This window comes from Streptomyces sp. NPDC002676, assembly GCF_053592455.1.
The window spans coordinates 45,261-59,655 of record NZ_JBSFVT010000010.1; the positions used below are offsets into that span (position 1 = coordinate 45,261).

The 14,395-nt window shown below is 72.0% G+C and carries 12 protein-coding genes; 2 read left to right on the plus strand and 10 right to left on the minus strand.

The features are described 5' to 3' along the window. Window positions 1-23 precede the first annotated feature (23 nt). Both ACWD3E_RS26025 and ACWD3E_RS26030 read right to left on the minus strand, forming a co-directional pair. A complete protein-coding gene (locus ACWD3E_RS26025; protein WP_451389976.1) occupies window positions 24-509 on the minus strand; it encodes an N-acetyltransferase family protein in 486 nt (161 codons plus the stop codon). Between the two features lie 54 nt (window positions 510-563). Further along, window positions 564-743, minus strand: a complete 180-nt coding sequence (locus tag ACWD3E_RS26030; RefSeq protein WP_451389977.1) for a hypothetical protein — start codon at window positions 741-743, stop codon at window positions 564-566. A 494-nt stretch (window positions 744-1,237) separates the two neighbouring features. Between ACWD3E_RS26030 and ACWD3E_RS26035 the strand changes: the two genes are divergently transcribed. Continuing rightward, window positions 1,238-1,639 (plus strand): hypothetical protein, encoded by a 402-nt coding sequence (locus ACWD3E_RS26035; protein WP_451389978.1) that lies wholly within the window; start codon window positions 1,238-1,240, stop codon window positions 1,637-1,639. Window positions 1,640-1,670: 31 nt separating this feature from the next. Here ACWD3E_RS26035 and ACWD3E_RS26040 read toward each other — a convergent pair whose 3' ends face one another. From ACWD3E_RS26040 to ACWD3E_RS26070, 7 genes are all read right to left on the minus strand, one after another. After that, the gene (locus ACWD3E_RS26040) at window positions 1,671-3,164 is read right to left on the minus strand and encodes an SDR family NAD(P)-dependent oxidoreductase (protein ID WP_451389979.1); all 1,494 of its coding nucleotides are present in this window, start codon (window positions 3,162-3,164) and stop codon (window positions 1,671-1,673) included. 875 nt (window positions 3,165-4,039) lie between these two features. Next, entirely contained in the window at window positions 4,040-5,371 is a 1,332-nt protein-coding gene (locus tag ACWD3E_RS26045; protein ID WP_451389980.1) for a wax ester/triacylglycerol synthase family O-acyltransferase, read from the minus strand. Between the two features lie 148 nt (window positions 5,372-5,519). Next, entirely contained in the window at window positions 5,520-7,841 is a 2,322-nt protein-coding gene (locus ACWD3E_RS26050) for a GH92 family glycosyl hydrolase (RefSeq protein ID WP_451389981.1), read from the minus strand. A gap of 150 nt (window positions 7,842-7,991) precedes the next feature. Beyond that, entirely contained in the window at window positions 7,992-8,483 is a 492-nt protein-coding gene (locus tag ACWD3E_RS26055; RefSeq protein WP_451389982.1) for an N-acetyltransferase family protein, read from the minus strand. Between the two features lie 20 nt (window positions 8,484-8,503). Further along, window positions 8,504-9,724, minus strand: coding sequence for a glucose-1-phosphate adenylyltransferase (glgC, locus tag ACWD3E_RS26060; protein WP_451389983.1), 1,221 nt, complete (start codon window positions 9,722-9,724; stop codon window positions 8,504-8,506). A gap of 50 nt (window positions 9,725-9,774) precedes the next feature. Then, on the minus strand, window positions 9,775-10,926 hold the full coding sequence (gene glgA / locus ACWD3E_RS26065) for a glycogen synthase (protein ID WP_451389984.1): 1,152 nt from the start codon (window positions 10,924-10,926) through the stop codon (window positions 9,775-9,777). 40 nt (window positions 10,927-10,966) lie between these two features. Then, window positions 10,967-11,716, minus strand: a complete 750-nt coding sequence (locus ACWD3E_RS26070; RefSeq protein WP_451389985.1) for a (2Fe-2S)-binding protein — start codon at window positions 11,714-11,716, stop codon at window positions 10,967-10,969. A 228-nt stretch (window positions 11,717-11,944) separates the two neighbouring features. Here ACWD3E_RS26070 and ACWD3E_RS26075 point away from each other — a divergent pair, with 228 nt between their 5' ends. Continuing rightward, window positions 11,945-13,117, plus strand: a complete 1,173-nt coding sequence (locus tag ACWD3E_RS26075; RefSeq protein WP_451389986.1) for a DMT family transporter — start codon at window positions 11,945-11,947, stop codon at window positions 13,115-13,117. Here the strand turns inward: ACWD3E_RS26075 and ACWD3E_RS26080 are convergent. Next, window positions 13,107-14,315, minus strand: coding sequence for a transglycosylase family protein (locus ACWD3E_RS26080; RefSeq protein ID WP_451389987.1), 1,209 nt, complete (start codon window positions 14,313-14,315; stop codon window positions 13,107-13,109). The two genes, ACWD3E_RS26075 and ACWD3E_RS26080, sit on opposite strands and share 11 nt — an antisense overlap. Window positions 14,316-14,395: the final 80 nt, after the last annotated feature.

A 14,395-nucleotide genomic window follows, 5' to 3' on the forward strand; every position in this document is an offset into this window, starting at 1 on the left:
TCGGTCGAGTCGGTCAGGTCAGGTCAGTGGAGCGACCGGTACATGATGTGCAGGCCGACGCGGCCGTGCCGGGGGTGGTCGTAGGCCTCCGGGATCGTGGCCAGGATCGTGAAGCCGAGGGAGATCCAGAGCCCCACGGCGGGGTTGGTTTCGACGACCGCGTTGAAGACCATCGCGCGGTAGCCGTGGGCCTTGGCCTCGTCGAGGACGTGTTCGGCGAGGGCCCGGCCGATGCCCTCGCCGGTCCGGTCCGGGTCGACCATGAAGCCCGCGTTGGCCACGCCCGATGCGGGGCCCCCGTAGTTGGGGGTGAGGTAGGCAGAGCCGATGACGGCGCCGGTGGGGTCCTCGGCCACGTAGACGCGCTTGGCCGGGCCCATCCACAGGTCGCGGGCCGCCTGTTCCGAGGTGTCGGGGTCCCAGGCGTAGGTCTCGGCCGCGGCGACGATGCGGTGCCAGAAAGGCCAGATCCGTGGCCAGTCGTCGGCCACGGCTTCTCTGATCGGCATGGGCGTGAGTCTGTCACGCCCATGCGTGCGGCGATCGCGAAGTTCTGCCCGGGATCAGTCCACGCTGGGCAGGATGTGGGGTTCGGCGAGGTCCTCCTCGTAACCCGCGAGGCGGATCGGGGCCGACCGGGCCCATACGTCGAGGCTGCCCAGCTCCTCGGACCGGCGGCGGCGGCCGGTAGGCTCCGTGGGTTTCTTGGGGCGCTCTTCGCGATTCGTCTTCTCCGGTGTCACCGCGCACTCCTTATGTGTCGGGTCACCCTCGGGGCATACCGAACAGTCTGCGCTTCGGCGCTCGACGCCCGCTCGGGTCTGGATGGAAGCCAGTTCGGACGCGGTGGCGCCGGTTCCTCGTGTCAGAGCAGGCCGTTGTCCACCGGCGTACCCCGGGACGGACCGTGGGTGTGGGTGGGACCCCTTCGTGCTGTCCGTCCAAACCAGATTAACCAAATGAGCGGGCACCCGCTCGATAGGGAGTGCAAACAAGCTGTAACTATCGCGAGTCATTTGGCGTTCAATGCCCCCAATATGCAGCTATTTACGGCAAAATGCATCACTCGGGCGCCCGAGAGAATCACCCACTCGGCCTACTCGTGCGAACGCATCTTCGATGTCTGCCGCTGTCCACTCGAACGGACGCGGCTCAGTTCAAGTCCTGTTGGCCGGGTCGCAAGCTCGCCATGATCTGGTGGCGTGCGGCAACGGCTGACTCGCGGAAGGACTGACGCATGGAGCTGCGCAGCGTCGAGGAGCTGATGGATCTGCTGTACGCCGGCCGGCACCAGCACGCGCTGCGGACAGCAGCGCTGCTGCGCCGCAGCCGCCCCGCCGACAAGGAGCTCCAGGTGGCGGGGCTGGTGCACGGCATCGGGCCGGTGCTTCACCCGGGCCCGGGTGACGAGGCCGGGCGGGCCCGCAGTACGGCGGAGGCGGTGCGCTGGCTGCTCGGGGAGCGGGTGTTCCGGCTGGTGAGCGGGGACGCCGGGCCCGCCGACGACGACACGTCGCGGCTGCGTCAGGCGGACGAGGAGGGCCGGACCGCGGGCTTCGACGCGGGCGTGCTGGAGGACTGGCGCACCGTGCTGGAGCTGGTGGCGGCCCGCAACTCCCGCCTCGGCGCCGTCGATTGAGACCCGGGGCGGCGCGGAGCCGCCCCCCGACTCACCACTTGCCCGGCGCGTAGTCCTTCATGAAGACGCCGTACAGGTCCTCGCCGGCCTCGCCGCGCACGATGGGGTCGTAGACGCGGGCGGCGCCGTCGACCAGGTCGAGGGGCGCGTGGAAACCGGCCTCGGCGAGACGCAGCTTGTCGTAGTGCGGTCGCTCGTCGGTGATCCAGCCGGTGTCGACCGAGGTCATCAGGATGCCGTCGGTCTGGAACATCTCCTCGGCGCTGGTCCGCGTCACCATGTTCATGGCGGCCTTCGCGGCGTTCGTGTTCGGGTGGCCCGCGCCCTTGTAGCCGCGGCTGAACACGCCCTCCATCGCGGAGACGTTGACGACGTACGCGCGCTTGCTCTCTGCCTTGCGCGCGGCCTCGGCCATCGCCGGGCGCAGCTTGCTGATCAGGATGAACGGCGCCGTGTAGTTGCACAGCTGGGTCTCGAGCAGCTCCACCGGGGAGATCTGGTCGATGGACTGCACCCAGGTGTTGGTGTCGACGACGTCGGGGACCAGGCCGCCCGCGTCGATGGCGGTGCCGTCGCGGTGCCGGGCCACGCTGGCGTTGCCGGCGACCAGGGCGAGGTCGGCCACCTTCTGGGCGTCGAGCCCGCTGGTCCCGACGGGGAGCGCGGCCAGTCCGTCGACCGCGCCGGAGTTGAAGGCGCCGATGACGTGGTGGGCGGGGAGTTCACCGGCCGGCAGCGGGGCGCTCTCGCCCTCGACCAGCGCGGCGTACGCGGAGGGCAGGCGGCGCACGGTCTGCGTCGCGTTGTTGATCAGGATGTCGAGCGGTCCCTGCTCGGCGAGCTGGTCGGCCAGGGCCACGGCCTGGGCCGGGTCGCGCAGGTCGATGCCGACGACCTCCAGGCGGTGGATCCAGTCCGCCGAGTCCTCCATGGCCTTGAAACGGCGGATGGCGTCCTTCGGGAACCGCGTGGTGATCGTGGTGTGCGCGCCGTCGCGCAGCAGGCGCAGCGCGATGTACATGCCGATCTTGGCCCGGCCGCCGGTGAGCAGGGCGCGCTTGCCGGTGAGGTCGGCGCGGGCGTCGCGCTTGGCGCGGTTCTCGGCGGCGCAGTCCTGGCAGAGCTGGTGGTAGAAGTAGTCGACCTCGACGTACCGCTGCTTGCAGGTGTAGCAGGAGCGCGGGCGCTGGAGTATGCCTGCGATCCGGCCGGGCTCGACCTTGGAGGAGGGCAGGATGCCCTCGGTCTCGTCGTCGATGCGCTCGGCGGAGCCGGTGGCGGTGGCCTCCGTGACGGAGCGGTCGTGCGCGGTCTTGGCGGCCCGGCGCTCCTGGCGGCGGCGCTGCTTGACCGTGCGGTAGATGTGCGAGGTGGCCCGGCGCACCTTGATCGCGTCGGGGTGGTCGACATCGAGCTGGTCCAGCTCCTCCAGCACGCTCAGGCAGACAGCCAGGCGCTCCGGGTCGATACCGGGGCCGTACACGACCTCTTCCATGGCCGTGGAGCCGTCGTCTGTCACCGTCATCGCGCTGCCGCTTCCCTGGTCACCCGCGCAGCGCGCCGACTCGCGCCCGCTTTCGAACAGGGAATTTTACGGAGCACAGACCCCGTGAGCCAAACCGCACGGACCCGGGTATCCGTCACACCCAACGTCCACCCACCACAGACGCCCCACCCGCCCCACGCCTCCCATCGACGACCTCGGCAGACAACCGACACCGAGCCCGCGCCACCGCCTCCAGAAACCCGCAGACCAACGAAGACAAAATCCACCCATACCCCACCCCCGGCCCCCGCAGACCACCGAAGGCGACTCCGCCCCACTCCCCTCCAACGAACCCACACACCACCAACGGCGAGCCCGCCCCACTTCCCCTCCACGAACCCGCACACCACCGACGGCAAAGCCGCTCCATACCCCATCCACGGCCCCGGCAGACACCCGACGGCGAAGCCGCTCCACCCCCACCAGGGTCCGCACACCACCGACGGCGAGCCCGCCCCACTTCCCCTCCACGAACCCGCACACCACCCACGGCGAGCCCGCCCCGCCCCCCCTCCACGAACCCGCACACCGCCCACGGCAAATCCGCCCCGTACCCCATCCACGACCCCGGCAGACACCCGACGGCGAAGCCGCTCCACCCCCACCAGGGTCCGCACACCACCCACGGCGAGCCCGCGCCACTCCCCTTCCACGAACCCGCGGACCGCCCACGGCAGCCCGCGCCACTCACCCTCCACGAACCCACAGACCACCCCCGGCAGCCCGCCCCACCCCCTCCACGAACCCGCAAGCCGCCCACGGCGAATCCGCACCGCAGGGGCCACTCGCACCCGACGACGAAAGTTGCACGGGTGGTGCGGGTGGGAGACCGGACCCGGCCGGAGGCCGGGTGGTCAGTGGTCGCAGGCCGCCAGCAGCGTCTTCACCTCGGCCGACACCGACCGCGCGAAAACGTCCAGGTCCGGCACGGCCTGCGCGTCGGCGACAAGCCCGTAGTGCACGCGCCCGCGATACGTCGAGATCGCGACCGCGAGCGACTGCCCCGGGGCGAGCGGCGCCAGCGGGTAGACCTCGTTCAGCTGGTGGCCGCCGAGCCTGAGCCCCAGCCCCGGCAGCGGCACGCTCGTGACGAGGATGTCGAACCAGAGCCGCGCGGCCTGCCCGACCAGCGGTCCGCCGAGCCGGTGCCCGAGGGCCGGCACATGGTCGGCGAGCAGGGCGACGGCCCCGGCACCCCGGTTGGGACCGGCGTCCTTGTTGCGGACCATCGCCGTGCGCACGGTGGAGAGGCGGTGCAGCGGGTCGGGGTCGTCCACCGGAAGCCGTATGAGGTAGCCGGAGAGCCGGTTGCCCTGTGGCTGGACGGTGCGCGGGCGGCGCCGGGAGACGGGGATGAGCGCGCGGGGCGCGATGCCCTCGCTGCTGTCACCGCGCTCGTCCAGCCAGCGGCGCAGCGCACCGGCGACGACGGCGATCAGGACGTCGTTGACGGTGCCGCCGACGCTCTTGCGGACCCGGTGCACGTCGTCGATGTCCAGCACGACCCCGGCGGTGCGGCGGGTGCCGCTGGGCGCGCAGGTCAGCGCCGAGGAGGGGCGCATGCCGAGCGTGGACCGGGCGAGCGAGGCGCCGATGTCCAGCGCCCGCCCCACGTCCGACAGCGCACCCTTGACCAGCCCTGGTACCAGCCCGGGCAGCCTGCGCACGTCGGGCAGCAGGCCGCGTGGCGGCTCGACGGCGCGCGGACTGCGCGCGGGCAGGTCCACCGGGTCCAGCACGCCGGCGGCGAGCTTGAGCGCGCGCAGCCCGTCGGCGAGGGCGTGGTGGAACTTGAACAGCACCGCGAAGGACACCCCGTCCTCGCCGGGCAGGACATGCGCCTCCCACGGCGGTCGGCCGCGCTCCAGCGGGCGTTCCATCAGCCGTCCGGCGACCGCGTGGAAGTCGGCGGTGGGGGCGTGCAGCCGTACGTGGTTGAGCGGGTCGAAGTCCGGGTCGGCCTCCCGCGCGGCACCGCCGAAGGCGAGCGGCTGCCAGACGTCGCGGATCCGCATACGCAGTCCCGGTACGGCCGCGGCGCGGGCGGCGAGCAGATCGGCGGCATGGGCGCCCGCGGTCGGCGAGTGCGCACCGAAGACGCCGAGCGCGCCGAGGTGCATGGGGTACCGGTCGGACTCCATGTTCCAGAAGGCCAGGTCGAGGGGAGCGAGCAGGTCTGAAGTCAAGGGGTTGCCTCGCACGTCGTCGCCGGTTGGATATATGCAGTCAAACCCCGAGTGCTGATTACGGTCAAGTACGATCAGGCTACGCTCAGTTAACAGCAGATTAAGTCCCACCCCTCCGAAAGGGGCGGGACTCATGGGACTGCTGAGGTCACTTCAGGACGGGCGGCGCTGCCTCGGGTGACGTACCCCACTCTGACGGGCGCGGGCCGACCGTGAACGCGAGCGTGCGCAGGGAGCGCAGCGCGTCCGTCGTGACGTAGGTCCGCGGCTGAGCCGTGCCGTCGGCGCGGACGGCCTGGATGTAGCGGTCGGCGGCGGAGGTGCCGGGCGCGGTGACCGTCAGCCCGCCGGTCGGCCAGTAGCTCCGGTCGAGGGTGAGGTCGACGCGGTCGAAGACCGGGGTGGTCAGGCCCCAGGTGCCGTAGCCGGGCTGGATCGGGAAGAGGCCGATGGCCGACAGCACGTTCCAGGCGGACATCGTGCCGAGGTCGTCGTTGCCGGTGACCCCGGTCGGCCCGTCGGTGAACAGGGTGAGGGCCGCGTGCACCACGTCCGTGGTCTTCCACGGCTGGCCCGTGGACAGGTAGGTGTACGGCGCGGTCAGGTCGGGCTCGTTCTGCGGGTTGTAGAGGGCCGCGTTGTAGTAGGCGTACGGATCGCCGTGCACCCACACCTGACGGGCGGTCGTCTCGGGGTCGGCCAGCAGCTTGTCGTAGGCGAAGAAGGTGTCCAGGCGGTCGTTCGCCGCACGCTGACCGCCGATCAGGGCGACCACGCCGGGCAGGTCCTGCGGGACGAGCCACTGGTACTGCCAGGAGCTGCCCTCGTGGAAACCGGGGCCGCTGGCCGGGTCGGCCGGACCGGTGAACGCCCCGAAGCCGTCCCGGGCACGGAAGAAGCCGATGCCGGGGTCGAAGATGGCGCGGTAGTTCCGCGACCGTGCCGCGTAGCGGGCGGCGTCCCGCGGGTGGCCGAGGCCGCGGGCCATCTGGGCGAGCATGGCGTCGGCGAGGGCGTACTCCAGGGTGACGGAGGCTCCGTGGTGGTAGTCGGAGTCGCCCAGCTTGGCGAGCGGGCGCTCCTTGTCGTAGGGCGCGAAGCCGTGCGCGATGTACTCGGCGTTGGCCTCCCGGCCGATGCCCGGGTACGAGGCGGGCGGCACGCCGTCGGCGTTCTTCTTCAGGGCGCGGTAGGCCAGCTCCTCGAAGCCCTTGAGCAGGCCCGACTGGTAGGCGGTGGTCAGGAACGGGGTGACCGGGTCGCCGCTCATCACGTTCGTCTCGATCGGCCCGTACCCCCACTTGGGCAGCCAGCCGCCGTCCTCGTCGATCCGCACCACCGACCGGGCCATGTCGCGCGCCTCGCGCGGCGCGAGCAGGGCGAGCAGCTGGGCCTGGGTGCGGTAGGTGTCCCACAGGGACCAGTTCTGGTAGTAGGTGAAGCCGTCGGCGTGATGGATACGGCGGTCCCAGCCGAAGTACCGGCCGTCGGCGTCGCTGCCGATGTTGGGTGCGAGGAACGAGCGGTACAGCGACGAGTAGAAGGTGCGGCGCAGGGCCGTGGTGCCGCCCTGCACATGGACGGCGGCCAGCCGTTGCTCCCACGCGTCGCCGGCCTCCCGGCGCACGGCGTCGAAGGACCGGCCGCCCTCGCTGGCCAGATTGGTGGCGGCGCCGCGCGAGTCGACGTACGACAGGGCGGTGGTCGCCTCGACGGTACGGTCCTTGGTCGCGTCGAAGCGGACGTAGGCGCCGCCGTGTCCGCTCCGGGACCCGGGGGCGAGCGCGGCGCCGTCCCAGGTGCCGTACGCGGTGAAGGGCCGGTTGAAGCGGGTGATCGTGTACACGGTGTACGGGCCGGTGTCCCGGCAGAAGCCGTGGCCGGTGATCTCGGTGCGCACGGTGTGGTCGTCGAGGATCTCGACGGCGCTGGAGACCGCCTTGTGCAGCGCCTGGGCCGCGTTCAGCAGGACGTTGGCCTTGCCGGTGGCGGGGAAGGTGTAGCGCTGCACGCCGGTGCGCTCGGTCGCGGTCAGTTCGGCCCGGATGCCGGAGGTGAGGCCGACGCGGTAGTAGCCGGGGCTCGCCTCCTCGTCCTGGTGCGAATAGGCCGCCGCGTACTTCGAGTAGTCCGTCTGCGTCACGTCACCGGTGGTGGGCAGCACGGGCAGGTCGCCACCGATCCGGCAGCCCACGCCGGAGAGATGGACCAGCGAGAAGCCGCGGATACGGCTCTGCGTGTAGTCGTAGCCGGTGCGGTGCCCGGTGTCCGGGGAGAGCTGCACCATGCCGAACGGCACGGCCGCGCCGGGGAAGGTGTTGCCCTCGTTCTGGCTCCCGATGAAGGGGTTGACCAGGTCGGTGAGGCGGCCGTCGGTCCGCTCGGCGGCGCGTGCGCTGGGGGCGGCGATCAGCGTGGACGCTGCCATCACGCCGGCCAGGCACAGCCGCGTGCGCCGGGTCCCTCTCATGTCGGATGACCTCCGAAGGTTCGACATCGATGTCTGCATCGTGAGGGCCGACAGGGCCAAATCCGGGCAATGAGCGCGGATCGCGGGTACGCGTCGCGCGCGCGGAGGGAGCTTTTTGACGTTTCGCCAGGACACCGGCCGTGCCCCCTGTCAGAGCGTGAGCTTGAACCCCTCGTGGCTGCGGGCGAAGCCCAGCGCGGTGTAGAAGCGGTGTGCGTCCTCGCGGTTCTTGTTGCTGGTCAGCTGGACGAGGGCGCAGCCCCGCGCGCGGGCCCGGGCGACGGCGCGGTCCATCAGGGTGCGGCCGAGTCCGCCGCCGCGCCGGTCCGCGCGGATCCGCACCGCCTCGATCAGCACCCGCTCGGCGCCGCCCTTGCCGAGCCCGGGGATGTACGTCGCCTGCAGGCAGCCCACCACCGTGCCGCCGTCCTCGGCCAAGATCAGCATCTCGTTGCGCGCATCCTGTTCGATGGCGGCGAACGCGCTCTCGTACGCAGGCGTCACCTCGACCGCCGCCGGATCCACGACCCTGTCCTCGTCGGCGAGCAGGGCGAGCACCGCGGGCAGGTCGGCGCGGGTCGCGGGGCGGAGGACGAGGCAGGGAGCAGAGGCGGAGGCGGCAGAGGAGGTGTCGGTGATCATGCCGTAGACCCTATTGGCTGTCAGGAGACGCGCTGCCCCTTCCCCAGCGCGATCACCCCGCCCTTGGAGACCGTGTACAACTCGGCGTCCCGTTCCGGGTTGACGCCGATCGTCGCGCCGGGCGGGACCTCGACGTTCTTGTCCAGGACAGCGCCGCGCACGACCGCGCCACGGCCGATGCGGACGTTGTCGTGCAGCACCGAGCCCTGGACGACGGCGCCCGGGTCGACCCGTACGCCCGGGGAGAGCACGGACCGGGTGACCTGGCCGCGGATCAGGCAGCCCGCGCTGATGATGGACTCGCTCGCCATGCCGCCCGCGTTGAAGCGGGCCGGGGAGAGCTGGTTGGAGTGGGTGTAGACGGGCCACTGCCGGTTGTACAGGTTGAAGGCCGGGCGCTCGGCGATCAGGTCCATGTGGGCTTCGTAGTACGCGTCCAGGGTGCCCACGTCCCGCCAGTAGCCCTGGTCGCGGCTGGTCTCGCCGGGCACGTGGTTGGCGCTGAAGTCGTACAGCTGTGCCTCGCCGCTCGCGGTGAGCCGGGGCAGGATCGAGCCGCCCATGTCGTGGACGGACTGGCTGTCCTCGGCGTCGCGTTGCAGCGCCTCGATGAGCGCCTTGGTGGAGAAGATGTAGTTGCCCATCGAGGCGAACACGCGCTCGGGGTCGTCCGTCAGCCCGGGCGGATCGGCGGGCTTCTCCAGGAAGCGCTGGACACTGCGGCCGTCCGAGCCGGGCGTCATCACCCCGAAGGAGGAGGACTCCGAGCGCGGCACCCGGATGCCGGCCACCGTCACCCCTGCGCCGCCCTCGATGTGCTGCCGCAGCATCTGCCGCGGGTCCATGCGGTAGACGTGGTCGGCGCCGAACACGGCCACGTACTCGGGCTGTTCGTCGTACACGAGGTTCAGCGACTGCAGGATCGCGTCGGCGCTGCCCAGGTACCAGCGCGGGCCGAGGCGCTGCTGGGCCGGGACCGGGGTGACGTAGTTGCCGAGCAGGCTGGACATCCGCCAGGTGGTGGTGATGTGCCGGTCCAGGGAGTGGGACTTGTACTGGGTCAGCACGCAGATGCGCAGGACGTCGGCGTTGACGAGGTTGGACAGGACGAAGTCGACGAGCCGGTAGGTGCCGCCGAAGGTGACGGCCGGTTTGGCGCGGTCCGCGGTCAGGGGCATCAGGCGTTTGCCCTCACCGCCCGCCAGTACGATCCCCAGCACCGAAGGTCCACCACGACGCATGGCCGCTCCCCTCACCCTCGTTGAACCATGGCTGCCCCGAGCGGACCGGACTAAGCCTGCTCGAGGATCTGCTCGTACAGAGCGGCGGTGCGCCGGGCCACCGCGTCCCAGCCGAACTCCCCCACCGCGCGCTCCCGTCCGGCCTCGCCCATCCTCCGGGCCGTCTCGCGGTCGCCGAGGACGGCGTCCAGTGCCCGCCCGAGGCCCTCCTCGAAGTCGCCGTCCACGTCGACGAGAAGGCCCGTCTTCCCGTCCTCGACGACCTCGGGGATGCCGCCGACCCGGGAGGCCACGACCGGCGTACCGCACGCCATCGCCTCCAGGTTGACGATGCCGAGGGGTTCGTAGACCGACGGGCAGACGAACACGGCGGCGTGCGTGAGGAGTTGGATTACATCGGTGCGCGGCAGCATCTGCGGGATCCAGTACACGCCGTCGCGCACTCGGCTCAACTCCTGGAACAGCTCCCGGAACTCCCGGTCCAGCTCCGGGGTGTCGGGCGCTCCGGCGCACAGCACCACCTGGACGCCCGGATCGATGTCCCTTACCGCGCCCAGCAGTTGGGGCACGCCCTTCTGCCGGGTGACGCGGCCGACGAAGAGGACGTACGGGCGGGCCGGGTCGATGCCGTGCCGGGCGAGGGCCTCGGTGCCGCGGTCGGGCCGGTACAGACGGGTGTCGATGCCGTTGTGCACGACGTGCACGCGGGCCGGGTCCAGGGCCGGGTAGCAGGCGAGGACGTCCTCGCGCATGGCGCCGGAGACGGCGATGACCGCGTCGGCGGCCTCGACCGCGGTGCGCTCGGCCCAGCTCGACAGGGCGTATCCGCCGCCGAGTTGCTCGGCTTTCCAGGGGCGCAGCGGCTCCAGCGAGTGGGCGGTGAGCACGTGCGGGATGCCGTACAGGAGCTTGGCCAGGTGGCCGGCGAGGTTCGCGTACCAGGTGTGGGAGTGGACGAGTTCGCGGCCTTCAAGGGCGGCGGCGACGGCGAGGTCCACGGAGAAGGTGCGCAGCGCGTCGTTGGATCCGTCGAGCGCGGACCAGGGGCGGTGTCGTACGACACCGACGCCGCGGCCCTCGCCCCAGCAGTGCACCTCCAGGTCCACCAGGGAGGTCAACTCCCGGGCGAGGAACTCCACATGGACGCCCGCACCGCCGTACACGTCCGGCGGGTACTCCCGGGTCAGCAGTCCCACTCGCACCGTCAACCCCCTGGCTCCGGCGGGCAGTTCCCCCTCATGGTCACCCGGACGGGGCGCGCGGGGAAGAGCGCGGGGGCCGGGTGAAGCAGCAGTCGCCGCACAGCCCGCCGCCCGGCACCCGGTAGTACAGGCAACAGCTGCGGCGGCGGAACGCGGTGCCGGAGCGGGTTCCCGTGGCGCGCAGCAGGGGGTGGGCGAAGAGGCCGTCGGTGAGGGCGCGGGAGCGTTCCGCCACGTCGGTACGGCCGGCCGCGCGCGCCCACCGGTCCAGTTCCCGTGCGGCACCGGCGAGCGCGGAGCCCGCGTTGCCCCACAGCAGCCCCGCCGCGATGCCGTAGCGGGCCCGCAACACCGCTGTCAGGGGCGCCAGATGGCCCTCCAGTACGGTGGCGGCCAGGGTGGCCGCGTCGCCGGGCAGGGGGTGGACCTCGGTCAGCCACAGGTCGTCGGGGGCGGAGGCGGCGGCGTCCCAGCGCAGCAGCCGCGGATCGAGGTCGGGCAGGTGCCCGTACAGCGCGGCACAGCCGAGGGCCACCGACCAGAGCCGGGCGGCGAGCGCCTGGTGCGCGATGGAGGCGGAAACCCGCAACTCGGAGGTGCGGAGGCGGTCCGCGACCGTGGTGACACGAAAAGTCAGAGCATTTCGGTGAACATCTGTTTTTGCCGTTTCGTAGGTCTCCGCGAGGCTCGGCAGCGGGCCCGGATCCGCCCCGCGCGCGGCTCCGGTCGTGTGCAGGACGAAGAAGCCGCCGAGCGGGCGGAGCGCGACGAGATCAGGGTCGAGTTCCACGAAAAGCACTAGTACCAGGCTCGATCGTCGCTGGAGTCTCCGGGTCTCCCTCTCCGGTCGCCCACCTGGGGGATGATCGCCCGGCGTGTGTACTCCGTCGGTAGTAGGAGGCATTGCGTGCTCAGGGACGACGACGGAACAGGCCCGGCCGGGCAGAGTGTTCGTCATGATTGCCGACCGTACGCCGCGCCGGGCCCAGGGCCCCCGCCTGACGCAGAGGAGACGCCGATGAGCGCCCTCGCGTTGTCCGTGGTGCTGTCGATCGTCTCCGCTCTCGCCTACGCGGGCGGAGCGATCGTGCAGGAGCAGGTCGCGGTGTCCGCCCCCGACGGCCCGTCCATGCCGCTGCGCAGGCCGAGCTGGTGGGCGGCACTGGCGCTGAACGGTCTCGGCGGTCTGCTGCACGTCGTGGCGCTGGCCTACGGCCCGCTCAGCCTCGTCCAGCCGCTGGGCGCGCTCACCATCGTCTTCGCGCTGCCCATGGCGGCGCTGTTCGTCGGCCGCCGGGCCGGGGCGACCGCCTGGCGCGGCGCCGTCATGGCCACGGTCGGTCTCGCCGGTCTGCTGTCCCTGGTCGGCTCGTCCGACTCGCACTCCCTGGACGGGGCCCAGCGGGTGGCCGTCGCGCTGGTCACCGGCGCGGCGGTCGTCGCGCTGATGGGCGCGGGCCGGGCCGCGCAGCGGCGCCCGGCGATGCGCAGCGTGCTGCTCGCGACGGCCTCCGGCATAGCCTTCGGCATGTCGTCGGTGTTCACCAAGACCGTCGCCGTCGACTGGACCGACGGGATCACCTTCGGCGACCTGCCCTCCCTCGCGGTGATCGCGGTGTTCGCGGTCGCCGGTGTCCTGCTCTCCCAGGCCGCCTACCAGGGCGGCGGACTGGCCGCGCCGCTGGCCACGCTGACGGTGGTCAATCCGGTGCTGGCCGCTGCGGTCGGCATCCTGATGTTCGGCGAGGCGTTCCGCTACGCCGGCACGGGCACCGTGCTCGCCCTGGGCTGCGGTGTGGTGGCGGCGGGCGGGCTGATCCTGCTGACCACGGTGCGGACCGAGGGGACGCCGGCGACGGAAGCGGGCGTGACGGAGCCGGAGACCGGCCTTACGGCGGCGGAAGCGGGCGTTGCCGCTCTGGAAGCCGGTGTCGCCACCAGGGACGCGTTCCCCGGCGTACCCGCGCAGCGCACGGCGACGGAGGCGGATGCGGAACCGGAGCGGGCGGGGACGGGGCTGGAGAGGGCCGTGCTCGGGCCGGGCGGGGACGAGGGCGAGGCACTCGTCCTTTCGCCCGCCCCCCTCCCCATCCTCTGCTACGCCCTCCCGGTCTGGTACGACCCGCTGGCCACGGGCTTCCGCGTGCCGCTGAAGGTCCTGGAGCGGGGCCGGCCGGCGGTCAGATCCTGACGCCGCCGGCCCGGAGCCAGGCGACCGGGTCGACGTCCGTGCCGAAACCGGGCCCCGTCCGCACCTCGAAGTGCAGATGTGGGCCCGTGACGTTTCCGGTGGCCCCGGACCGGCCGATGCGCTGCCCCTCGGACACGTTCTGCCCGGCGCGCACGGCGATGGCCGACAGGTGCCCGTACTCGGAGTAGTGGCCGTCGGCGTGCCGTATCACCACCTGGTAGCCGTAGGAACCGCCCCAGCCCGCGGCCACCACGTGCCCGGCACCGGCCGCCTTGACGGAGGTTCCGGTCGGCACGAGGAAGTCGATTCCGGTGTGGTAGCCCAGCGACCAGTGCGACCCGGCCTCGCGGTAGCCGGTGCCGAGGGGCGCGTGCACGGGGGCGACGAGCGCGTGGCCGCTGCCGGCCGGCGCGTGCGGGGTGTGTGTCGTATGCCCTGTGTGCCCCGTGTGCTTCTTGGGAGAGGTCTTCTTCTCGGAAGCGGATCTGCTCTTCTGCGACTTGGACGGCTTGGGCGTGGTGCGGGTCTCGGGCGCCGGCGCCGCGGGGGCGCGCAGGCTGAGCCGCTGGCCCGGCAGGATCAGGTCGGGATCGGCGCCGATCGTCGCGCGGTTGCCCGCGTACAGCCGCTGCCAGCCGCCCCGCACATGGTGGTCGTCGGCGATGCCGGAAAGCGTGTCGCCGTGCACCACCGTGTACATCTCGGCCCTGCCCGCGCGGGACTGCGGGGTGGTCTCGGGCAGCACGTCGCGTACGGAACTGCGCGCGGTCCCCGCGGGCCGGGTGGCGGCGCTCTCGGTGTGCACGCCGGCGCTGCCGCCACCCCGGTGCAGCCCGGCCTGCCCCGAACACACCGGCCAGGCGCCCGGCCCCTGTCCGCCGAGGACCTGCTCGGCGACGGCGATCTGCTCGTCCCGGGAGGCGAGGTCCGCGCGCGGCGCGTACCGGGTGCCGCCGTACGCCTCCCACGTGGACTGGGTGAACTGCAGCCCGCCGTAGTACCCGTTGCCGGTGTTGATGCTCCAGTTCCCGCTGGACTCGCAGGCGGCGACCTTGTTCCAGGTGGCCGGGTCGGCGGCGTCGGCGGCGCCGACGGCGACCAGCGGGATGGCGAGGCCGGCGCCGCCCGCCGTGACGGTGAGTGAGGCGCGGTTGATCCTGTTCGGCTGGTACCGGCGATGCCGGCCGCGTACGGCCATGTCCGATTCCCCTCGGCATGCGTCAGGAGCGGCAAAAATATGCGCCGCGAACAGGCCATGACAAGACGCAAACCCGCCCT